This window comes from Micromonospora sp. URMC 107 (genome assembly GCF_051386315.1).
Classification (GTDB): Bacteria; Actinomycetota; Actinomycetes; order Mycobacteriales; family Micromonosporaceae; genus Micromonospora.
In genome coordinates, this window is the sequence record NZ_JBPQTK010000050.1 from 19,440 (window position 1) to 39,559 (window position 20,120).

The 20,120-nt window shown below is 74.3% G+C and carries 20 protein-coding genes; 9 read left to right on the forward strand and 11 right to left on the reverse strand.

Going from position 1 to position 20,120, the window contains the following annotated elements; all coding sequences use genetic code 11:
* Nucleotides 1-166: 166 nt before the first annotated feature.
* The 3 genes from serC to ACSNN9_RS14165 all read left to right on the forward strand — a co-directional run bounded on the left by serC (nucleotide 167) and on the right by ACSNN9_RS14165 (nucleotide 3,634).
* Nucleotides 167-1,294: a phosphoserine transaminase gene (serC, locus tag ACSNN9_RS14155; protein WP_436673502.1), complete on the forward strand. Its 1,128-nt coding sequence runs from the start codon at nucleotides 167-169 to the stop codon at nucleotides 1,292-1,294.
* A 187-nt stretch (nucleotides 1,295-1,481) separates the two neighbouring features.
* Nucleotides 1,482-2,570 carry a septation protein SepH gene (gene sepH, locus ACSNN9_RS14160; RefSeq protein ID WP_436673503.1) on the forward strand — a complete coding sequence of 363 codons (1,089 nt, stop codon included), beginning with the start codon at nucleotides 1,482-1,484 and terminating at the stop codon, nucleotides 2,568-2,570.
* Between the two features lie 77 nt (nucleotides 2,571-2,647).
* Complete coding sequence (locus ACSNN9_RS14165; protein WP_436673505.1) at nucleotides 2,648-3,634, forward strand: aldo/keto reductase; 987 nt, start codon at nucleotides 2,648-2,650, stop codon at nucleotides 3,632-3,634.
* Between the two features lie 10 nt (nucleotides 3,635-3,644).
* Here the strand turns inward: ACSNN9_RS14165 and thpR are convergent, their stop codons facing one another.
* The 5 genes from thpR to ACSNN9_RS14190 all read right to left on the reverse strand — a co-directional run bounded on the left by thpR (nucleotide 3,645) and on the right by ACSNN9_RS14190 (nucleotide 8,250).
* Nucleotides 3,645-4,223, reverse strand: a complete 579-nt coding sequence (gene thpR, locus ACSNN9_RS14170) for an RNA 2',3'-cyclic phosphodiesterase (protein WP_436673506.1) — start codon at nucleotides 4,221-4,223, stop codon at nucleotides 3,645-3,647.
* A gap of 12 nt (nucleotides 4,224-4,235) precedes the next feature.
* Nucleotides 4,236-4,745 carry a hypothetical protein gene (locus tag ACSNN9_RS14175; protein WP_436673508.1) on the reverse strand — a complete coding sequence of 170 codons (510 nt, stop codon included), beginning with the start codon at nucleotides 4,743-4,745 and terminating at the stop codon, nucleotides 4,236-4,238.
* A gap of 103 nt (nucleotides 4,746-4,848) precedes the next feature.
* On the reverse strand, nucleotides 4,849-6,132 hold the full coding sequence (locus ACSNN9_RS14180) for an MFS transporter (protein ID WP_436673510.1): 1,284 nt from the start codon (nucleotides 6,130-6,132) through the stop codon (nucleotides 4,849-4,851).
* Nucleotides 6,133-6,200: 68 nt separating this feature from the next.
* Entirely contained in the window at nucleotides 6,201-6,650 is a 450-nt protein-coding gene (locus ACSNN9_RS14185; RefSeq protein ID WP_172896591.1) for a MarR family winged helix-turn-helix transcriptional regulator, read from the reverse strand.
* Nucleotides 6,651-6,771: 121 nt separating this feature from the next.
* Complete coding sequence (locus ACSNN9_RS14190; RefSeq protein WP_436673512.1) at nucleotides 6,772-8,250, reverse strand: NCS2 family permease; 1,479 nt, start codon at nucleotides 8,248-8,250, stop codon at nucleotides 6,772-6,774.
* An 87-nt stretch (nucleotides 8,251-8,337) separates the two neighbouring features.
* Here ACSNN9_RS14190 and ACSNN9_RS14195 point away from each other — a divergent pair, with 87 nt between their 5' ends.
* On the forward strand, nucleotides 8,338-8,586 hold the full coding sequence (locus ACSNN9_RS14195; protein WP_089002323.1) for a DUF2530 domain-containing protein: 249 nt from the start codon (nucleotides 8,338-8,340) through the stop codon (nucleotides 8,584-8,586).
* 57 nt (nucleotides 8,587-8,643) lie between these two features.
* On the opposite strand, the gene ACSNN9_RS14200 is transcribed toward ACSNN9_RS14195, so the two are convergent.
* Nucleotides 8,644-9,483: a DUF3027 domain-containing protein gene (locus ACSNN9_RS14200; protein WP_436673514.1), complete on the reverse strand. Its 840-nt coding sequence runs from the start codon at nucleotides 9,481-9,483 to the stop codon at nucleotides 8,644-8,646.
* Nucleotides 9,484-9,570: 87 nt separating this feature from the next.
* Between ACSNN9_RS14200 and ACSNN9_RS14205 the strand changes: the two genes are divergently transcribed.
* Nucleotides 9,571-11,280 carry an MFS transporter gene (locus tag ACSNN9_RS14205; RefSeq protein WP_436673516.1) on the forward strand — a complete coding sequence of 570 codons (1,710 nt, stop codon included), beginning with the start codon at nucleotides 9,571-9,573 and terminating at the stop codon, nucleotides 11,278-11,280.
* On the forward strand, nucleotides 11,277-11,960 hold the full coding sequence (locus ACSNN9_RS14210; RefSeq protein WP_436673517.1) for a futalosine hydrolase: 684 nt from the start codon (nucleotides 11,277-11,279) through the stop codon (nucleotides 11,958-11,960). The genes ACSNN9_RS14205 and ACSNN9_RS14210 overlap by 4 nt, the downstream gene beginning before the upstream one ends.
* Before the next feature lie 34 nt (nucleotides 11,961-11,994).
* Here ACSNN9_RS14210 and ACSNN9_RS14215 read toward each other — a convergent pair whose 3' ends face one another.
* Complete coding sequence (locus ACSNN9_RS14215) at nucleotides 11,995-12,855, reverse strand: helix-turn-helix domain-containing protein (protein WP_436673518.1); 861 nt, start codon at nucleotides 12,853-12,855, stop codon at nucleotides 11,995-11,997.
* A gap of 738 nt (nucleotides 12,856-13,593) precedes the next feature.
* Here ACSNN9_RS14215 and ACSNN9_RS14220 point away from each other — a divergent pair.
* Nucleotides 13,594-14,484: a 1,4-dihydroxy-6-naphthoate synthase gene (locus ACSNN9_RS14220; protein ID WP_436673520.1), complete on the forward strand. Its 891-nt coding sequence runs from the start codon at nucleotides 13,594-13,596 to the stop codon at nucleotides 14,482-14,484.
* On the opposite strand, the gene ACSNN9_RS14225 is transcribed toward ACSNN9_RS14220, so the two are convergent.
* Entirely contained in the window at nucleotides 14,445-14,831 is a 387-nt protein-coding gene (locus tag ACSNN9_RS14225) for a cold-shock protein (RefSeq protein WP_101413859.1), read from the reverse strand. The genes ACSNN9_RS14220 and ACSNN9_RS14225 overlap by 40 nt on opposite strands.
* Nucleotides 14,832-14,865: 34 nt before the next feature.
* The gene (locus tag ACSNN9_RS14230; protein ID WP_436673522.1) at nucleotides 14,866-15,489 is read right to left on the reverse strand and encodes an HAD family hydrolase; all 624 of its coding nucleotides are present in this window, start codon (nucleotides 15,487-15,489) and stop codon (nucleotides 14,866-14,868) included.
* A gap of 85 nt (nucleotides 15,490-15,574) precedes the next feature.
* Here ACSNN9_RS14230 and ACSNN9_RS14235 point away from each other — a divergent pair, with 85 nt between their 5' ends.
* Nucleotides 15,575-18,055 (forward strand): helicase-associated domain-containing protein, encoded by a 2,481-nt coding sequence (locus ACSNN9_RS14235; RefSeq protein ID WP_436673523.1) that lies wholly within the window; start codon nucleotides 15,575-15,577, stop codon nucleotides 18,053-18,055.
* A 10-nt stretch (nucleotides 18,056-18,065) separates the two neighbouring features.
* On the opposite strand, the gene ACSNN9_RS14240 is transcribed toward ACSNN9_RS14235, so the two are convergent.
* Together ACSNN9_RS14240 and ACSNN9_RS14245 are read right to left on the reverse strand one after the other, a co-directional pair.
* Nucleotides 18,066-18,314, reverse strand: a complete 249-nt coding sequence (locus tag ACSNN9_RS14240) for a hypothetical protein (protein WP_357872884.1) — start codon at nucleotides 18,312-18,314, stop codon at nucleotides 18,066-18,068.
* Between the two features lie 124 nt (nucleotides 18,315-18,438).
* Entirely contained in the window at nucleotides 18,439-19,332 is an 894-nt protein-coding gene (locus tag ACSNN9_RS14245) for a L,D-transpeptidase family protein (RefSeq protein ID WP_436673525.1), read from the reverse strand.
* 176 nt (nucleotides 19,333-19,508) lie between these two features.
* Between ACSNN9_RS14245 and ACSNN9_RS14250 the strand changes: the two genes are divergently transcribed.
* On the forward strand, nucleotides 19,509-20,120 hold a 612-nt coding region (locus ACSNN9_RS14250), incomplete at its 3' end, for a helicase-associated domain-containing protein (protein WP_436673526.1).

A 20,120-nucleotide genomic window follows, 5' to 3' on the forward strand; every position in this document is an offset into this window, starting at 1 on the left:
CAGCGGCCGGAGCGGCCGATCCGGGTGGGAGGATGAAGGCCGGCAGTGTCGCCGGACCGGGCCCGGGTCCCGGCCACGTCGTGCGCCTGAGCGCGCGTCCGCCGTCGATCCGCGCCCGCCTGAACACCGGGCCCGCTCTCGCCCATGCGGAAGGATCTCGACAACCGTGGCTGACGCACCGACCATCCGGATTCCCGACGACCTCAAGCCCGCCGACGGGAGGTTCGGCTGCGGGCCGTCCAAGGTCCGTCCGGCGGCGGTCTCCGCCCTCACCGACGTGGCGACCAGCTACCTGGGCACCTCGCACCGGCAGAAGACCGTCCGTGACCAGGTGGCCCGGCTGCGCCGCGGCATCGCCGAGTTCTTCTCCCTCCCCGAGGGCTACGAGGTGGTGCTCGGCAACGGCGGCACCACGGCGTTCTGGGAGGTCGCGACGTTCGGCCTCGTCCGGGACCGGGCGCAGTTCGCCAGCTTCGGCGAGTTCGGCGCGAAGTTCGCCAAGTCCGTCAAGGACGCCCCGTTCCTCGGCGAGCCCACCATCCGCAAGTCGGAGGCCGGCACCGCGCCCACCCTGACCGCCGAGGCCGGGGTGGACGTCTACGCCACCCCGCACAACGAGACCTCGACGGGTGTCGCGGTGCCGATCGCCCGGGTGGCCGGCGCCGACCCCGGCTCGCTGCTGCTGGTCGACGCCACCTCGGGCGCGGGCGGCCTGGACGTCAACGTCGGCGAGACCGACGTCTACTACTTCGCCCCGCAGAAGTGCTTCGGCTCCGACGGCGGCCTGTGGCTGGCCCTGATGTCCCCCGCCGCGCTGGAGCGGGCCGGCGAGATCAAGGCGTCCGGCCGCTACATCCCGGCCTTCCTCGACCTGGTCACCGCGATCGACAACTCGCGGCTGGAGCAGACCTACAACACCCCGGCGCTGGCCACCATCTTCCTGGCCGCCGAGCAGACCGACTGGATGAACTCCCAGGGCGGGCTGGCCTGGGCGGCCAAGCGCACGGCCGAGAGCGCCGCGATCGTGTACGGCTGGGCGGAGCGCTCCGAGGTGGCGACGCCGTTCGTCACCGACCCGGCGCTGCGTTCCAACGTGGTCGCCACCGTCGACTTCGCCGACTCCGTCGACGCCACCGCGATCGCCAAGGCGCTGCGCGCCAACGGCATCGTGGACACCGAGCCGTACCGGAAGCTGGGCCGCAACCAGCTTCGCGTCGCGCTCTTCCCGGCCGTCGAGCCGGCCGACGTCGAGGCCCTGACCGCGTCGATCGACTACGTGGTCGAGCGACTCTGATCGCCGTCACGGTCGGTGGCCGCCGGCACGCCCGCCGGCCACCGACCGTGATCATCGTCGCAGCTCAGTCGCGACATGCGGGTGTCGCATCCCCCACCCGCGGGCAGATGCGCGTACGGTGGTGCGAGGACGCCCGGGTGGCCGGCTCGTGGCGTGACGGCCAGCGAAGCGGGACGGAGGCAACGCCATGCGCCCAGTACGCTTCGTCGCCCTCTCCGAGGACGGCCAGGCCCTGGTGCTCGCCGACGAGGTCGGGCGACTGCTCGCCCTGCCCATCGACGAGCGGATCGCCGGCGCGTTGCACGCCGAGCCCGGCGCCCCGCCGCTCGCGGTGGCCCCGGCGACCAGCGCCGACCCGGTGCCCTCACTCTCCCCACGGGACATCCAGGCGAAGATCCGCTCCGGCGAGTCCGCCGAGGACGTCGCCCGGATCGCCGGCGTGCCGGTCGACCGCGTGCTGCGCTACGCCGGCCCGGTGCTCCAGGAGCGGGCCATGCTCGCCCAGCACGCCCGGCGCACCCGGCTGAAGGGCGCGGAGAAGCCCACCCCGCTCGCCGAGGTGGTCAACGGCCGGCTGGCCCAGCACGGGATCGACACCGAGAAGATCTCCTGGGACGCGTGGCGCCGCGACGACGGCACCTGGCGGATCGTGGCGACCTGGCCCTCGGGCAAGGCGACCGCGCAGGCGATCTGGGATCTCGACAAGACCCGGCAGGCGGTCACCCCGCACGACGACATGGCGCAATACCTCTGCGCCGAGCGGCCCACCCCGATCCTCGGCCAGGAGCCGGCGCCCGAGCGGGGCGGCCACGCGCTGCCCGGCCCGTCGCGCGGTGAGCCGAGCCGGGGCGGGCACGGCCTGCCGGCGGCGGCGGCCGAGCACAGCCGCCCCGGGCGCGACCCGATCCGGGCCGGGCGGGACGCCCTGCTCGCCTCCCTCGACCGTCCGCTCGGCTCGACCTCGGGCCGCGGGCTCGAACCCCGCACCCCGGCCGCCCTGGCCGGGCAGGACGCGCCGCGTCAGCGGCCGGTCGGCGGCGGGGCGGCGGCGCTGCTCGGCGGTGGCCAGGGTTCCGCGTTCGACGACGACTCGGACGCGCCCAAGGAGGTGCCGGCCGTGCCGTCGCTGGCGGTGCTCCGGCCCCGGCGCACCGGCGCGCCCGCGGCGGCAGCGGCGGGCGAGTCGACCGACGCCGGCGGCAAGCCGCGCAAGCGCCTGCCGAGCTGGGACGACGTGCTCTTCGGTAGCGGCCCGGCGGCCCGCGAGTCCTCGTGACCGGCTGACTCCGGCGACGGACCCGTCGCCGGAGTCGACGCGAGGCACTCGAAGTGCCGGCGTGGCAGGGTGGCCTCATGGAGTACACGAACCTTGGCCGTACGGGCCTGTCGGTCAGCCGCCTCTGCCTCGGCACGATGAACTTCGGGCCGCAGACCACCGAGCCGGACAGCTTCGCGATCATGGACCGGGCCCTCGAACACGGGATCAACTTCTTCGACACCGCCAACGTCTACGGCTGGCAGACCGGCGAGGGGATCACCGAGCAGATCATCGGGCGCTGGTTCGCCCAGGGCGGCGGCCGGCGGGAGAAGGTCGTGCTGGCCACCAAGGTCTACGGCAAGATGGGCGAGTGGCCCAACGAGCAGGGCCTCTCCGCCCGGCACATCGTCCGGGCCTGCGAGGACTCGCTGCGCCGGCTCCAGACCGACACCATCGACCTGTACCAGATGCACCACGTCTCCCGGAGCACCCCGTGGGAGGAGATCTGGCAGGCCATGGAGACCCTGGTCGCCCAGGGCAAGGTCCTCTACGTCGGGTCGTCCAACTTCGCCGGCTGGCACATCTCGGTGGCGCAGGAGGCCGCGGCCAGGCGCCACTTCCTCGGCCTCGTCTCCGAGCAGTGCATCTACAACCTGATGACCCGGCACGTCGAGCTCGAGGTGGTGCCCGCCGCGCAGCACCACGGGCTGGGCGTCATCCCCTGGTCGCCGCTGCACGGCGGGCTGCTCGCCGGTGTGCTGCGGAAGATGGCCGAGGGCGGGGCCGCGCGCGGCGCCAGCGGCCGCTCCGCCGACGCGCTCGCCGAGCACCGGCCGACCATCGAGGCGTACGAGGAACTCTGCGGCGACCTCGGTCACGACCCGGCGGACGTGGCCCTCGGCTGGCTGCTCTCCCGGCCCGGGGTGACCGCCCCGATCATCGGACCGCGCACCACCGACCAGCTCGACCGTTCCCTGGGCGCCCTGGCCGTCCGCCTCGACGAGGACGCCCTCACCCGCCTGGACGAGCTCTTCCCGCCCGTCGGCAACGGCGGCCCCGGCCCGGAGGCCTGGGCCTGGTGACCGCGGAGCGTCAGAGGGGCCAGGCCGCCAGGCGGTCGTAGGTGGGGCGGGGCCCGGGGTGGCTGCGTACGAGGATCATCTCGCCGGCCGGCCACTGCGGGCCCTCGTAGTCGTCGAGGGCGGCCACGTCGGCGGCCACGTCGACCGGGGGCACCCGGTCGCCGGGGCGGGCGACGGTCAGGTGCGGGCGGAACGGCTTCTCGTCGTACGGCAGGCGGGCGTGCCGCAGGCGGGAGCGGATCAGCCGGGCCAGCACCAGTACCGGCTCCACCTCGCCCCGCAGGTCGACCCAGAGCACGGTGAACCGGCCCCGCCCGAACCGCCCGCCGCCGGCCAGCCGGAGCCGGGGCGCGGCCTGGCGGCCGTTCCGGGACCACTCGGCGGCGAGCCCCAGCGCGCTCTCCACGGCGACCAGCCGGTCCGCCTCCACGTCGCCGAGGAAGGCGAGGGTGACGTGCGCGTGGGCCGGGTCGGCGAGCCGGACGTTGATGCCGGCGGCGGCCGCCGCGCCGATCCGCAGCCGGGCGACCTGCGCGCCGAGGTGCGCGACCGCCTCGGGCGGCGGGTAGAGCGCCACGAAGAGCCGCACGCCGCCACGCCCTCAGCGGTGACGCTGCCGGTGGCCGGCCCGGGCGGCAGGCAGGGTCAGCCCGGCGGCGTGCAGCAGTCCCTCCACCCGGACCCGTTCCAGCTCCAGGTCGACGCCCTCCAGCTCGGCCAGGTGCTCGGTGAGCCCGAGGGCCCGGCAGGCCAGCCGGAGCCGGTCGTCGTACGCCCGCAGGATCGTGCCGTGCCAGACGGGCTGGCGGCCGTCGGGGCCGACCCCCTGGCCGCGCAGGCGGCGCAGGTCGGCGGCGAGTTCCTCCAGCGGGCGCCGGTCGGGCCGGTCGAAGCCGGTGAGGTCGATGTCGCGGGTCAGCGCGTCGGCCTCGACGGCCCGGTCCAGCCGGGCGATCGTGCGCCGCTCCTGCCGGCGCTCGCGCCACTCGGCCCATCCGCAGGCGACCCGGTCGATGATCTCGTCGGCGCAGAAGACCAGGGCGATCACCGCCGGCAGGCTCGCTACGGCGACGAAGGCCAGGATCAGCAGCAGCGCGCGCCCGGGCTCCACGTATCGACGCTAAGCCTCTTTCCTCCTTACCGCCACCGCTTTCGTGCCATCCACGCCATCCGCAGGATGGGACGGGTCGTCCCACCGAGGGGCGGCGGGACGCTCAGCAGTCGGTGGAGGTGACGTAGAAGCGCGGCATCGGCAGGATGCGGAAGCGCAGCCGGGCGCCGGAGTGGCGCAGCTGCCAGGTGAGCGCGATCAGGACGGTGGCCAGCGAGATCAGCCCGCCGATCCAGATGCTGGCGCCGGCGCCGTAGGTCTCGGCGACCCAGCCGATGAGCGGCGCTCCGACCGGGTTGGTGCCGAGGAAGACCAGCACCCACAGGGCCATCACCCGACCGCGGAAGGCGGCGTCGGTGCCGAGCTGGACCCGCTGGTTGGCCGCCTGGGCGAAGAAGACCATGAAGAACCCGGTCGGCAGCAGCAGCGTCACCACCATCCAGTACGCCGGGGCGAGCCCCACCAGCGTGCCGAAGCTGGCGCAGCCGACCCCCGCGCCGAGCACCAGCCAGACCGACGGGCGGCTGCGCCGCCCGGTGCCGGCGAGCGCCCCGACCAGCGCGCCGACCGCCAGCGCGGTGCTGAACAGCCCGAACGAGGCGGCACCGGTCTGGAACACGGTCTTGGCCAGCGCGGCGAGGGTCAGCTGGAAGTTGAACAGCGACATGCCGATCACCGACATCATCGCCATGGGCAGCAGCAGGTCGGGCCGGCGCCAGACGTAGCGCAGGCCGTCGACCACCTTGGCCGACGCCCGCTCGTCGCGTGGCGGCAGCGCCTCCCGGTGCAGCTCGGCGGGGCGCATCTGGATCACGGTGACCAGCGGGGCGATCGAGCTGAGCGCGGTGAACAGGAAGACCGGCCCGACGTCGAGGACGGCGATGGCCAGGCCGGCGACGGCCGGACCGACGATCCGGGCGGAGTTGAACACGGCCGCGTTCAGCGAGAGCGCGTTCGGCAGCAGCGACGTGCCGACCAGTTCGGAGACGAACGCCTGCCGGACCGGGGTCTCCACGGCGTTGGCGACGCCGAGCAGGGCCGCGAACGCGAAGACGTGCCAGAGCTGCACGAGGCCGGTGATCACCAGCAGGCTCATGGCGAGGGCCAGCACGGTCCAGAAGGCGTTCGCGACGAAGAGCAGCATGCGCTTGTCGTAGCGGTCGGCGAGCCGCCCGGAGAGCAGGGTGAGCAGCAGCACCGGGGTGAACTGGAGCGCGGTCACCACGCCGAGCGCGGTGGCGGAGTTGTCGGAGAGCTCGAGGACCAGCCAGTCCTGGGCGATGAACATCATCCAGACGCCGATCAGCTTGATCAGCTGCCCGGATGCGAAGAGCCGGTAGTTGCGGACCTGTAGGGACTGGAACATCGTGCTCAGCTTCGCCTGCACTCTTGGTGCGCCTCCTCGCGGTCGTACGCGTCATCGACGTCGGACGGCGCGGTGGCACGACGCGCGGGTCAGGCGCGGGCGACCTGCTGAAGGATCTCGGCCGCCTGCCGCAGGGTGTCCCGCTCGGCCTCGGTCAGCTCGGCCAGCCGGCGGGCCAGCCACTCGTCACGGACCCGCTCGAACTGGTCGAGCACCGCCCGTCCCCCCTCGGTCGCCGCCAGGATGACCTGCCGGCCGTCGGTCGGATGGGGGGTGCGCTGCACGAGGCCGCGCTCCTCCAACTTCGCGACGATCTTGGTCATCGTCGGGGGCTGCACCCGTTCCACGTCGGCCAGTTCCCGAGGCGTCAGCGCACCCGCCAGCCGGAGGCTGGTGAGCGCGGAGAGCTGGGTGACCGTGAGGTCGCCGACCGGTCGGGCCTGTCGGACCCGCCGGTTGAGCCGGGTGATCGCATCACGCAGCTGCGGTGCCAGCTGCGCCGGTGGCACGCGTTTCGCCGTCACCGTCCGCTCCGTCACGATAGTTAGCCTAACTAATTAGCTTGGCGAATGAGTGGTGATATGACCATGCTCACGAGAAGTTTGTCCTGCTCCGGGCCGGGTACCCGATTCGGTCACCGGCCCGGAGCGGACCGACGTGTCAGAGCACCACGGACTCGATCGGCCCGCGCAGGAAGTAGAGCACGAAGAGGGCGGCCACCCCGTACAGCAGCGGGTGGATCTCCCGGGCCTTGCCCCGGGCGAGCTTCACCACCACGTACGAGATCAGGCCGGCGCCGATGCCGTTGGAGATCGAGTACGTGAAGGGCATCAGCACGATCGTCAGGAACGCCGGGATCGCGATCTCGTAGTCGGACCAGTCGATCGTCCGCACCGCGGTCATCATCAGGAAGCCGACCACCACCAGCGCGGTGGACGCCGCCTCGAACGGCACCACCACGACCAGCGGCGCCAGGAACATCGCCAGCAGGAACAACCCGCCGGTGACCAGGTTGGCCACGCCCGTCCGGGCGCCCTCCGCCACACCGGCGGCGCTCTCGATGTACGACGTGTTGCTGGACGTGCTCGCCGCACCGCCGGCCGCCGCCGCGATGGAGTCGACCAGCAGGATCTCCTTCGCCCGCGGCGGGGTGCCCCGCTCGTCGAGCATGTTCCCCTCCTGGCCGACCGCGACCATCGTGCCCATCGTGTCGAAGAAGTCCGTGATCAGCAGGGTGAACACGAACATGAGGACGACGACCCAGCCGGCCCGGCCCCACGAGTCGAACAGGTTGAAGTTGCCGATCAGCGACAGGTCCGGCACGTCCACCCAGGTCTTCGGCAGCTCGGGGACGTTGAGCGCCCAGCCCTTCGGGTTCGGCTTGCCGTCGACGAAGGACGGGCCGATGTTCGCCACCGCCTCGACGACGATCGCCAGCAGGGTGGAGCCGAGAATGCCGATCAGGATCGCGCCCCTGACGCGGCGCACCAGCAGCACGATGGTCAGCAGCAGGCCCACCACGAAGACCAGCAGCGGCCAGCTGGCGAGCTTGCCGCCGATGCCCAGGCTGACCGGGACGGTGCTGTTCTGCACGTCCGGCACCCGGCGCACGAAGCCGGCGTCGACCAGGCCGATGATGGTCAGGAAGAGGCCGATGCCGACGCCGATCGCCGTCTTCATCTGCGTCGGCACCGAGCGGAACACCGCCGTACGCAGGCCGGTCAGCACCAGCACCGCGATGATCAGGCCCTCGATCACCACGAGGCCCATCGCGTCCGCCCAGGTCATCTCCGGGGCGATCTCGTACGCGACCAGCGCGTTGACGCCGAGGCCGGCGGCGAGCGCCAGCGGGAACCGGCCGACCACGCCCATCAGGATGGTCATCAGGCCGGCGACCAGGGCGGTGGCCGCGGCGAGGGCGGCGATGGGGAGCTTCTGGCCGTCGCCGTCGACGGCACCACCGATGATGAGCGGGTTGAGCACCACGATGTACGCCATCGTGAAGAAGGTCGCCAGGCCACCGCGTACCTCGCGGCTCATCGTCGAGCCACGGGCGGAGACCTCGAAGTACCGGTCGAAACCGTTACGCGGGTGAGCGGGGTCGGGTGGTGTGCCGTTCTCGGGCGGCGCTACTGCCATCAGGTCCTCGCAGGTGATCTTCCGTTGTCGCGCGCATCGTCGCAGATCACCGGCCAGCAGGAAAAGTTGATCGCGTACGCTTGCCGCGTGCCGAAGGAGCAGCCACCGCGGCCCGAGCCGCTCGACCCGCCGATGGTGCCGTTCGCCCTCGCCGGGATGGCGGCCTGGGCGCTCGCCGGGCTGGTGCTGCTGGTCTTCTTCCGCGACTGGTTGACCGCGCACGACCACCAGGACTGGCTGTGGACCTGCCTGGCCGGTTTCCTGTGGGGTTTCCCCGGTCTCGCCGTGATGATGCGGCACGACGCCAACCGGCGCCGCCGCCGCGCCGGCCGCTGACCTGCGACGACCCTGCGACGGCGCCGATCCGCCGGATCGGCGCCGCGCCCGGTGGCGTCAGGGGTGGCCGTACGGCTCCGCCGGCTCCGCGGCCTCGACGGAGCCCGGCGCCCGGCTGACCGCCACGGGCTCGACCGCGCTGTCGTCGTAGACCGTGGGCATCTCGTCGACCTGGGTCTCGGCGGCGTCGATCAGGGTCTCCGAGTGCGCCCCGCAGCCGTGGTCGGCGCTGACCACCCGACCGTCGTCGGGGGCGTAGAAGTTGCCGCAGGCCCCGAAGGACTGCCGCAGGGCGCCGGCGAGCGGCAGGTAGAAGCCGCAGGTGCCGCAGCGGGCGGCGGCGGGGGCGGCGACCGAGATCGCGGCGGACGGGCCGTGGTCGCCGTCGTACCAGCGCTGGGCGGCCTCGCTGCGCCCCTCCCGGGAGAGCACCCGGGCCCGGCCGAGGCCGAGCTCCCAGGCGGTCTCCTCGACGGCGGGGTCGTCGGAGAGCAGGTAGCCGGGCTGGAGCCGGTCGTCGTCCGCCGGGGTGGGCAGCAGGTCGCCGGGGCCGAGGTCGCCCGGCTTGAGCCGCTCCTGCCACGGCAGCCAGCCGGGCGCGAGCATCGCGTCCGCGCCGGGGAGCAGCACCGTCTCGCAGACGGTGACGTGCCGGCTGCGCGGCACCCGGGTCACGGTGACCGCCCACCGCCAGCCGCGGTAGCCGGCGAGCCGACACTCGAAGTAGTGCGTGACGAGTCGGTCGCCCTCCGCGACGGCCTGCAGGTGGTCGCCGATGTCCGAGGGGTCGACCTCGGTAATGGCGTCACGTGCCACCTCGACGGCGGCGGCGCAGACCTGGTCGAGACGAGCGGCACGGGCGGAGGCGGGCCTGGTCACCCGACCATTGTTCCCCATGCGTACGGCCGACCGACAGGCACCCGCCGACGACGTTCTGGGACAGTGGTGCGGCACGGACGGACCGGATGGGTGAGGATGGTGGACATGCCGCTGTTCTCCCGCTCCGGGCGGTCCGTACTCGGGCGGACCGTCGGCACCGGCATCAAGGCCGTCCGCCTGCTGTTGCGCGGCTCGGTCAGCGGTGGGCGCTGGATGACCCGCCGGGCGGGCCGGGCCCGCGCCCGGGGCGCCGGCGACGAGGTCGGCATGGTCCGCCTCTTCGACCTGCACGCGATCTCCTGCGCCGGGGACACGCTGATCGCCATCGGGCTCGCCGGGACGATCTTCTTCAACGTGCCGCTCGGCGAGGCGCGCAGCAAGGTCGCCCTCTACCTGCTGGTGACCATGGTGCCGTTCGCCATGCTCGCCCCGGTGGTGGGCCCGCTGCTCGACCACTTCCGCCACGGCCGCCGGTACGCGCTGGCCGCCACCATGCTCGGCCGGGCCTTCCTGGCGTGGCTGATCTCCGACTACATCCACGGCTTCGGCCTCTACCCGGCGGCCTTCGGCGTCCTGGCGCTCTCCCGCGCGTACGGGGTGGCCCGCTCGGCGGCCGTCCCGCGGCTGCTGCCGGAAGGGCTCGGCCTCTCCCAGGTGGGCGCCCGGGCCAGCGTCTACGGCACGGTGGCCGGCGCCCTGGTCGCGCCGATCGGGCTGGCCGCCTTCTGGTTCGGGCCGCAGTGGCCGCTCCGGGTCGCCTCGATCATCTTCCTGGTCGGCATGGTGATCTCCCTGCGACTGCCGCCGAAGGCCGACTCCGAGCCGCCGGAGCGGGTGCCCCGGCCGCTGCGCGCGCTCGGCCGGCGCACCGGCGACCGCCCGCTGGGCCGGGGGCGGCCGGCGGGCCGGCTCGTGATCGCCACCCTGATCGGCGCCGCGACGCTGCGCGGGCTGTACGGGTTCCTGCTGCTCTTCCTGGCCTTCGCGATCAAGGCCGGCGACCTGACCACCGTCGTCTTCGGCCGGGACCTGGGCGACGAGGGGGCGCTGGGCCTCGTCGGCGCGGCGCTGGCCGTGGGCACCTTCCTCGCCACCGCGATCGGCACCCGGCTGCGCATCCACCGACCCGTCGCGATCCAGTCCAGCGGCATGATCATCGTGGGCGGGGTGGCGGTCCTCGCCGCGTTGAAGTTCTCGCTGCCGATGGTCGCCCTGCTCTGCCTCGTGGTCGCGCTGATCAGCGGCATCGCCAAGCTCACCGTGGACGCCTCGATCCAGGAGCGCATCCCGGAGCGGCTGCGGGCCAGCTCGTTCGCCCATTCCGAGACGGTGCTGATGCTCGCGTTCGTCGCCGGGGGCGGGCTGGGGCTCGTACCCTTCGACGGCCGGATCGGGATCGCCGTCGCCGCCGGGGTCGGCACGTTGGCCGCCGTCCGGGGTGTGATGGTGGCGGGCCGCCTGCGCGCCGAGCGCCTGGCCGGTCGCCCGCTCGCCGGCGACGAACTGACCGACGACACCGACGACACCGCCACGGACACCGGGGCCGGCACGCCCACCAAGGCGGACACGGGCACCGCAGCAAGCACGGCCGGCACGCCCACCGCTGCCGGGGCCGGCGCGCGGACCGAGGCCGAGGCCGGCCCCGACAGCGGGGTGGCGCCCGTCTCGCCCGCCCCCGCGCAGGGCGGCTCGCCGCTGGACGACCCGGCCCTGGCCCCGCCGGGCTACCACATCTACCGGCCGTCGTCGGCGGTCGGCGGGCCGGGCGGCACGGACGACGAGACCCGGCGGGAACCGCAGGGGCCCCTGCCGTGACGGGCCTGCTGGTGGTCACGGCGGTGCCCGCCGAGGCCGAGGCGGTCCGCGCGGGCCTCGCGGACGCGTCGACGGCGGTGCTGCCGGTGGGGGTCGGACCCGCCGTCGCCGCCGCCACCACCGCCCGGCTGCTGGTGCTCGCCGAGGCGGCCGGGCGTCCGTACCGCGGTGTGGTCAGCGCGGGCGTGGCGGGTGGCTTCGGCGGCCGGGTGGAGGTCGGCGCGACGGTGCTGGGCTCCGTCGCCGTCGCCGCCGACCTGGGTGCCGAGTCACCGGCGGGCTTCCTCCCCGTGGACGAGTTGGGCATGCCCCCGGAGTGGCTCGGTGGTGGCGTCGCGCTCGCCGCCGACCCGGGGCTGCTGGCCGCCCTGCGGGCCGCGCTGCCGACGGCAACGGTGGGCGCGGTGTTGACCGTCAGCACGGTGACCGGCACCGCCGCCAGCACGGACGCCCTGCGCCGGCGCCACCCCGACGCGGTCGCCGAGGCCATGGAGGGGTACGGCGTGGCCGTCGCCGCCGCACAGGCCGGCGTCCCGTTCGTCGAGCTGCGTACCGTCTCCAACCCGATCGGCCCCCGGGACCGCGACGCCTGGCGCATGCGCGAGGCGCTCGCCGCCCTCACCACGGCCGCCGCAGCCCTTGACCTGAACCCGCCGGCCGGCCTGCCTGCCGGCCCCTGAGCCTGTCGGCCTCGGCTGCCGACCAGCCCAGCGATCATCCTGTGGGCGTCCGCCGTTGGTCGAACCGCAGGACCGCCGGCCGACTCGCCTCCAACTGATAGCCGCAGGCGATCAGGAAGTCGACGCCACCGATGCCGGCGATGGCGCGCACGGTCTGGATACCGGCCTGGTCCAGTTCCTCGCCGAGGAGCCGGAGCAACCGGCGGCCGATGCCCAGGAAGCGCAGTTGGGGCGCGACGAGGACACCGTCCAGCACCATCTCCCGCCGATCGCCCAGATCCTCGCCGAGCAGCAGGTCCTCGCTACGTTCGTGTGCCCGGAGTTCGCCGACCAGCTCACCGCCCGGCAGCTGGGCCACGAACCGCCAGCACCCGTCCGGCACCCCCTCCGTCACCCGACGGAAACTGACGGCGGCGCGAGCCCGCTCCCGCACCCGTCGCTCGTCGCGTCGCCCGCGATGAAGCTCGTACGTCATCTCCGGCACCCGCACCGGCCACTGCTCCGGTGGGACGTACCAGTGCCCCCACCACGCACCCGGCCAGTCCTTCAGCGTCCGGACCTCCCGGACGTCGAGGTGGGCGGGATAGCGGCGGCCTCCCTCGTCGCGTCGGCCGTCGTGCGGGACGGGTCCCAGCGCACCGACGGCCCCCGGGCCGTCGTCGGTGGTGTGCCCGTCAGCGGTCCGGACGCCGACCGCCAGTTCCCCTCCAGCGGCCCGGCCCAACCGCTCCACCGTCCGCAACCTCGGATCGGTGCCCGGATCGGCCTCGATCCGCGCCACTGTGCTCTTGGGTACGCCCGACCGACGCGCCAACTCTCGCTGGCTCAGGTCTGCCTGACGCCGGAGAGCGCGCAGCGCCGTCCCCACCTCGATCGGACCGTCCCGCTCCGTCATGCGTCGATCGTGACGACGGCACGAGCGCATTTCAACAAGCGCGGCATGCTCGTGGATAACCCTGGGGATAACCGCCTCGGGTTGTGCAGCGGCGCGCCGTTTTGTTGCGCGGCGCTCGGCCAGGGTGCTCTTCGGCGCGCTGTCGAGCTGCCCCGTTTGTGAGACCACGCTGAACCAGCGCCAGCGAGACCTGTGGGGCACCGCCAGCCGTCCCCCTCGCCGGCCCACTCCCCGGTTCACGGGAACTGCCGGTGACGTCGAGGGACCCGACAGCCCTGAGGGACCGCCTATACCAGTCCCCGGTGTGCGCCGCTCGAAGGTGTAGGTCGTGGTGCTCGTCCGGCGGGGCCAACGTGCCGTCCGTGCGATCAGGGTGTGTTCGGGGCTTGGGCCGGGCCCTTCGACAGGGGTACGTTCCCGCGTTGGGCGGCCGGTGCTCGCCGGATCACAACTTGCTCATCTGCCGCGTCGCGGCTTGCCCCATCCGTGAGGGCAGCTCGACAGGGTCGCACGAGGACACCAATGCCGCCCTGCGTCTTCGCCGTCGAGGTCCCGCTCGGTCCATGGCTCACGCGTCGGCGGCAGCCCGGCTCGTCGCTCGCATGCCAGTGGTGGCGCGGCTCGGCCGCCCTCACCTCTGCTCCCTGACCTCGCGGGGCAGCGCCACCTCGCGGGACAGGTCACAGTCGTGGGGGCCGGGCGAGGCCGGGCCGCCTGCGGCGGGGATACGGTGAGGGCGTGGCGCTCTCACTGGCGATCTCGCCCTGCCCCAACGACACGTTCGTCTTCCACGCCCTGGTGCACGGCCTGGTACCCGGCGCCCCGCCGGTCGACGTCACGTACGCCGACGTGGACGTCACCAACACGGCCGCCGAGCGTGGGGCGTTCGACCTGGTCAAGGTGAGCTACGCGGCGCTGCCGTGGCTGCTGGACGACTACCACCTGCTGCCCTGCGGAGGCGCGCTCGGCCGTGGCTGCGGCCCGCTGGTGCTGACCCGTGGCGGCCACCCCGACCGGCCCGCCGACCCCGACCGCGACGGCCCCGGCGGTCCCGGCCGTCCCGGCCGTGTCGACCTGAGTGGCGCCACCGTGGCGGTGCCGGGCGACCGGACCACGGCGTACCTGCTCTTCCGGCTCTGGGCGGCCGAGCGCCCCCCGGCGCGGATCGAGGTCGTGCCGTTCCACGAGATCATGCCGGGCGTCGCCGCCGGCCGGTACGACGCCGGCCTGGTCATCCACGAGGCACGGTTCACCTACCCACGGCACGGCCTGACCGCCCTGGTCGACCTCGGCGAGTGGTGGGAGGCCGACACCGGCCTGCCCATCCCCCTCGGGGCCATCCTGGCCCGGCGCGGCGCGGTCGACCCCGAGGCGGCGGCCGGGTGGATCCGCGAGTCGGTCCGCCAAGCCTGGGCCGACCCGGCTGCCAGCCGGGAGTACGTGCTGGCGCACGCGCAGGAGATGGAGCCCGACGTGGTGGACCGGCACATCGGGCTCTACGTCAACGAGTTCACCGCCGACCTGGGGGACGCGGGGTTCGCCGCCGTGGAGGCGCTGCTCGGCCGGGCCGCCGACGCCGGGCTGGTGCCTCAGACCTCCAGCTCGTTGGCGACCGCGTGGACCAGCTGAGCGATCTTCTGCGCCGTCTTGCGGTCCGGGAACCGACCCCGGCGCAGGTCCGGCTGGACCTTCGCCTCCAGCACCTTGATCATGTCCTCGACGAGGCCGTGCAGCTCCTCCGCCGGCCGGCGGCGCAGCTCCGCCATCGAGGGCGGGGCGTCGAGCAGCTTGACCCCCATCGCCTGCGCGCCCCGGCGGCTGTCCACCACGCTGAAGTCGACCCGCTGGCCGCCCTTGAGGTCGGTGACACCCGTCGGTAGCGCGCCCTTGGGCAGGAACACGTCGCCACCCTCGTCACTGGTGACGAACCCGTATCCCTTGGCCGCGTCAAACCACTTCACTCGACCCGTCGGCACCTGAGAACCCCTGCTTCGCTTGAGCTTGAGACGTCTACCGCTCCAAGGCTAGCCGGATCATGCCGTCCAGCGCCGCCGGGAATCCGGTGAGATCATCCAGCACCACCTCCGCGCCGGCCGCGCGCAGCTCGTCGGCCGTGCACGGGCCGGTGGCGACCGCGATGCCCGGGACGCCCGCCGCCCCGGCGGCCACCATGTCGGCCACGTGGTCGCCGACGTAGTGGGTCGCGCCGTGCCGCCGCAGCGCGGTCGCCTTCTCCTCCGCGAACAGGTCGCCGGCCACCTCGTCGGCCACCATCCCGAGATGGTCGAGGTGCAGCCGGGCCAGGCGGCCCAGCTTGGCGGTCACCACGAGCACGCGGCCGCCGCGTTCGCGTACCGCGTCGAGCGCGGCGACGGCGCCGGGGAGCGGGACGGTGGGCGTGATCGCGTACGCCGGGTACAGCTCGCGGTACGTCCGGACGGCCTCGTCGACCTGCTCCGGCGGGAACCAGTGGGCGATCTCGGTGCGCAGCGGCGGGCCGAGCCGCGACACGGCGGCCGCCGCGTCCACGTGCACCCCCGTCCGGGCCGACAGCGCCCGGAAGGCGTCGGCGATACCGGGACGCGAGTCGACCAGGGTCATGTCGAGGTCGAAGCCGACCGTCAGCGCTGCCATGCAGGAGAACGTACCCGCCCAACCCCGGGCCAGCCGGACGTCCGAGGGGCGGGAGGACCCCCGGCCGGGCTAGCGTGGAACGACGATGACCACCTCACTCGCCGACCACCTGCGGTCGCTGCCCGACGAGTCGCTCGCCGCCCTCCTCCAGCTGCGGCCGGACCTCGTCGTACCCGTGCCGGCCGATGTCTCCGCGCTCGCCACCCGGGCCCAGTCCCGGGTCTCGGTGGCCCGCGCGCTCGACGCGCTGGACCAGTTCACCCTGCTGATGCTGGACGCCGCCCGGCTGACCCGGAACGCCACCGACGGGACCACCTCCACCGAGGCGGTGCTCGCCATGGCCACCGCCGGACCGCACCCGCCGGCCCCCACCACCGTCCGCGCCGCCGTGAACCGGCTGCGCGCGCTCTTCGTGCTGTACGGCCCCGAGAGCGCCCTGCGCGTGGTGGCCAGCGTCGACGAGGTCTCCCCGTACCCGGCGGGGCTGGGCCGACCGGCGACGGAGCTGGAGCCGCGGGCGGCGGCGCTCTGCGCGGACCCGGCGAAGCTGCGGCGGACGCTGCTGGCCGCGCCGCCCTCGGCCCGGGCGATCCTGGACCGGCTGGCCGCCGGACCGCCGGTCGGCAGCGTGCCGGCGGGCGCGTTGCAGGCACCCCCGCTCGGCGCGGAGGACGACCTGCCCCCGGACCCGACCAACGGCGGCGCGCCGACCGGCTCGCCGGTGCGCTGGCTCGTCGACCACCACCTGCTGGTGCCGGTCTCCGGCGGCAGGGCCGGCGTCACGGGCACCGTCGAACTGCCCCGGGAGGTCGGCCTGCTGCTGCGCCGCGACAGCGGCCCGCTCGGCCCGCTGCGCAGCAGCCCGCCGCCGGTGGCGACCGCGCCGCGCGAGCCGAAGGCCGCCGACTCGGCCGGGGCCGGGCAGACCATGGAGGTGGTACGCCACACCGAGGCGCTGCTGGAGCAGCTCGCCGCCGAACCGGCGCCGGTGCTGCGCTCCGGCGGCCTGGGCGTCCGCGACCTGCGCCGGCTCGCCCGGGTCGTCGGGGTGGACGAGCCGACGGCCGCCCTGCTGCTGGAGGCGGCGTACGCGGGCGGGCTGGTCGGCGAGGTCGACCTGCCCGGGGCCACCACCACCCGGCACGGCGCGGACCAGCAGGTCCTGCCCACCGCCGGGTACGAGGTGTGGCGGGCGGGGACGCTCGCGCAGCGCTGGGAGCAGGTAGCCCGGTCCTGGCTGACCATGACCCGGCAGGCCGGCCTGGTTGGGCAGCGCGACGACCGGGACCGGCCGATCACGGTGCTCTCCGCCGAGGCGGAACGGGCCGGCGCGCCGGCCGCCCGGCGGGCCGTGCTGGAGGTGCTCGCCGACCTGGAGCCGGCCACCGGGCCCACCCCCGAGGAGGTGCTGGCCCTGCTCGACTGGCGGGCGCCGCGGCGCAGCCGGGGGCGGGAGGCCGCGCACCGCGAGGTGCTGGCCGAGGCGGCCACGCTGGGCGTGACGGGGCTGGGGGCGCTCACCTCGTACGGGCGGCTGCTGCTCACCGACGTGACCGCCGCCGACGAACGGGGCGGGGACGACCCCCTCGGGTTGCGTTCGGACGCCGAGAGCGGCGACCCGTCCAGCGCCGTACGCGCGCTGGACGCGCTGCTGCCCGCCCCGGTCGACCACTTCCTCGTGCAGGCGGACCTGACCGTCGTGGTGCCCGGCCCGCCCGATCCGGCGCTCGCCGCCGAACTGGAGGTGGTGGCGGAGCACGAGTCGGCCGGCGGGGCCAGCGTGCACCGGGTGACGCCGGCCAGCGTGCGCCGGGCCCTGGACGCCGGCTACTCGGCCGACGACCTGCACGGCCTGTTCCGGCGGCGGTCCCGCACCCCCGTGCCGCAGGGGCTGACGTACCTGGTGGACGACGTGGCCCGCAAGCACGGCGGGCTGCGGGTCGGCTCCGCCGGGGGGTACGTGCGCAGTGACGACGAGGCGCTGCTGACCGAGGTGCTCGCCGACCGGCGGCTGGAGCCGCTGGCGCTGCGCCGGCTGGCGCCCACGGTGCTGTCGACGCCGTACCAGGTGGGCCGCATGCTGATGGCGCTGCGCGACGCCGGGTACGCCCCGGTGCCGGAGGACGCGAGCGGGGCGGCGGTGCTCGCCCGCCCGAAGACCCGGCGGGCCCCGGCGCGGGTGCCGGTGACGACCAGGACGCTCGACCCGCTGACCACGCCGAAGCTGGCCATGCCCCGCCTGCTGGGCGTGGTGGAGCAGATCCGGCGCGGCGACGCGGCGGCCCGGGCCGCCCGGCGGGCGCCGGCCGTGGTGCGGGGCGCGGTCGGGCACGCCGGTCCCGCGCCGGTGCCCTCGCACAGCGACGCCCTCGCCGTGCTCCAGCAGGCGGTCCGGGACAAGGCGCTGGTCTGGGTCGGGTACGTCGACGCGCACGGGGCGACCGCGTCCCGCCTCGTCCGGCCGGTCTCGATCGGCGCGGGCTACCTGCGCGCCGAGGACGACCGGACGGAGATGCTGCACACCTTCGCCCTGCACCGGATCACGGCGGCGGTACGGGAGGACTGAGCGGGGCGCGTCAGCGCCGGCTGCGGCGTACGGTCCCGACGACGGAGACGATCAGCAGCAGCGCGAACCCGGCGCCGGCCGACTCGCCGACCGAGTCGACGAAGCCCTGCTCGAGCACCAGCCAGCCGAAGAGGAACCAGCCGACGAGCACCACGGCCGCCACCGCGTACGCGACCACGGTGGCGGTGGAGACCTCCTCGACGGGCGACCGGTCGTGCGCGGGACTGTGCTCCGGGATCACTTCGCGGTCGACCGTCATCTCCAGCCTCCCCGTCCGGTTCGACGACTGGCATCCAGCGTGACACCGCCGTGGCGGGAGTGACAGGGGATAAAACCCGGATCGGACGGGGTGTGCGACGGCGCCGGGGTTGTGCCGGGGCGGCTCAGGTGCCGGGACGCCGACCGACCAGCACCACCTTGCTGCCGACCTTGCCCAGCTCCCAGTAGCGGACGGCGTCGCCGGGCAGCAGGTTGACGCAGCCGTGCGAGCCGATCGCCTTGTCGTGCAGGTAGGTGGTGGTCTGGTGGAAGCCCATCCCCCGGGTGAAGTGCTGCCAGTACGGCAGCCACACCTCGTACGGGTCGGACCACTCCTTGACGTTGCGGTAGTTGATCGTGAACGTGCCGGCGGGGGTGCGGTAGCCGGGCATGCCCGTGCGGGTCACGGTCGGCTTCACGAGCACCTTGCCGTTGCGCATGACCCAGGTCGTCTGCCGGGTCAGGTCGATGCAGAAGGTGGTGCCCGAGCCGGCCCGGCAGCGCGCAGTGTCGGTGGTGGCGAGCCGCTTCGCCACGTCGTACGTCGTGGGCCCGGCGCGGCCGTGGGCGGGGCGGATGTCGTACCGCTTCTGGAACTTCCTGATGGCGGCGCAGTCGGCGGCGGACTGCCGGCCGTCGACGGTCACGCGGCCGAACCCGCCCAGCCGGGCCAGGTACGCCTCCACCTCGCGCTGGTGCTCGCCCTGCGGGCAGCCGGCGGCGGACGGCGACGCGCTGGGTTTCGTCGCGGGCCGCGTCGGCTTCACCGCGGGACGCGTCGGTGCGGGCGTGCTCCGCGTCGGCTTGACCTTGCGCTTCGGCGGCGCCGTGCTGGGCCGCGCCCGCTGGTCCGGCCCGGGCGCACCGCTCGCCCCCGTTACCCGCTCCGCAGCCCCGGCCGGGACGGGCCCCCCGCCCCCGCCACCGTCGGCCTGTGGATCGAACGCGCACGCACCGGCGCCGACCAGCGTGACCACTGCCAGGGCGACGAGCCGGCTGGTGATCCGGACCTTGCGCATGGTGCCTCCCCTGACAGGTGTTCCCTTTGGTAGACGTTGCGAGTACCGCTCCGGTTGCTCCAGGTGACCAGATTTTTCTGCCGTCACCCGCGTACGTGCAACACTGGTGGGTCGGCCCGGGGTGGGCAGTCGCCTCCCGGACAGCCGACGACCCGAGGCGGAGGAGAGGCACTGGCGTGAGCGGTGGACCCCTGATCGTGCAGTCGGACAAGACCCTGCTGCTGGAGATCGACCACCCCGACGCGCAGGCGTGCCGGATGGCCATCGCGCCCTTCGCCGAGCTGGAGCGCTCCCCCGAGCACGTGCACACCTACCGGCTGACCCCGCTCGGGCTGTGGAACGCGCGCGCCGCCGGCCACGACGCCGAGGGCGTGGTGGACTCCCTGATCAAGTACTCCCGCTACCCGGTGCCGCACGGGCTGCTGGTGGACGTGGCCGAGACGATGGACCGGTACGGCCGGCTCCAGCTCGCCAACGACCCGGCGCACGGCCTCGTCCTGCGGGCGCTGGACCGGCTGGTGCTGATCGAGGTCGCCAAGAGCAAAAAGCTCGCCGGGATGCTCGGCGCGAAGCTCGACGACGACACGATCGCGGTGCACCCGTCCGAGCGGGGCCGGCTCAAGCAGGCACTGCTCAAGCTCGGCTGGCCGGCCGAGGACCTGGCCGGCTACGTCGACGGCGAGGCGCACCCGATCGAGCTGGCCGAGGCCGGCAAGGACGGCCGGAAGCCGTGGACGCTGCGGTCGTACCAGCGGGAGGCGGTGGAGGCGTTCTGGGCGGGCGGGTCG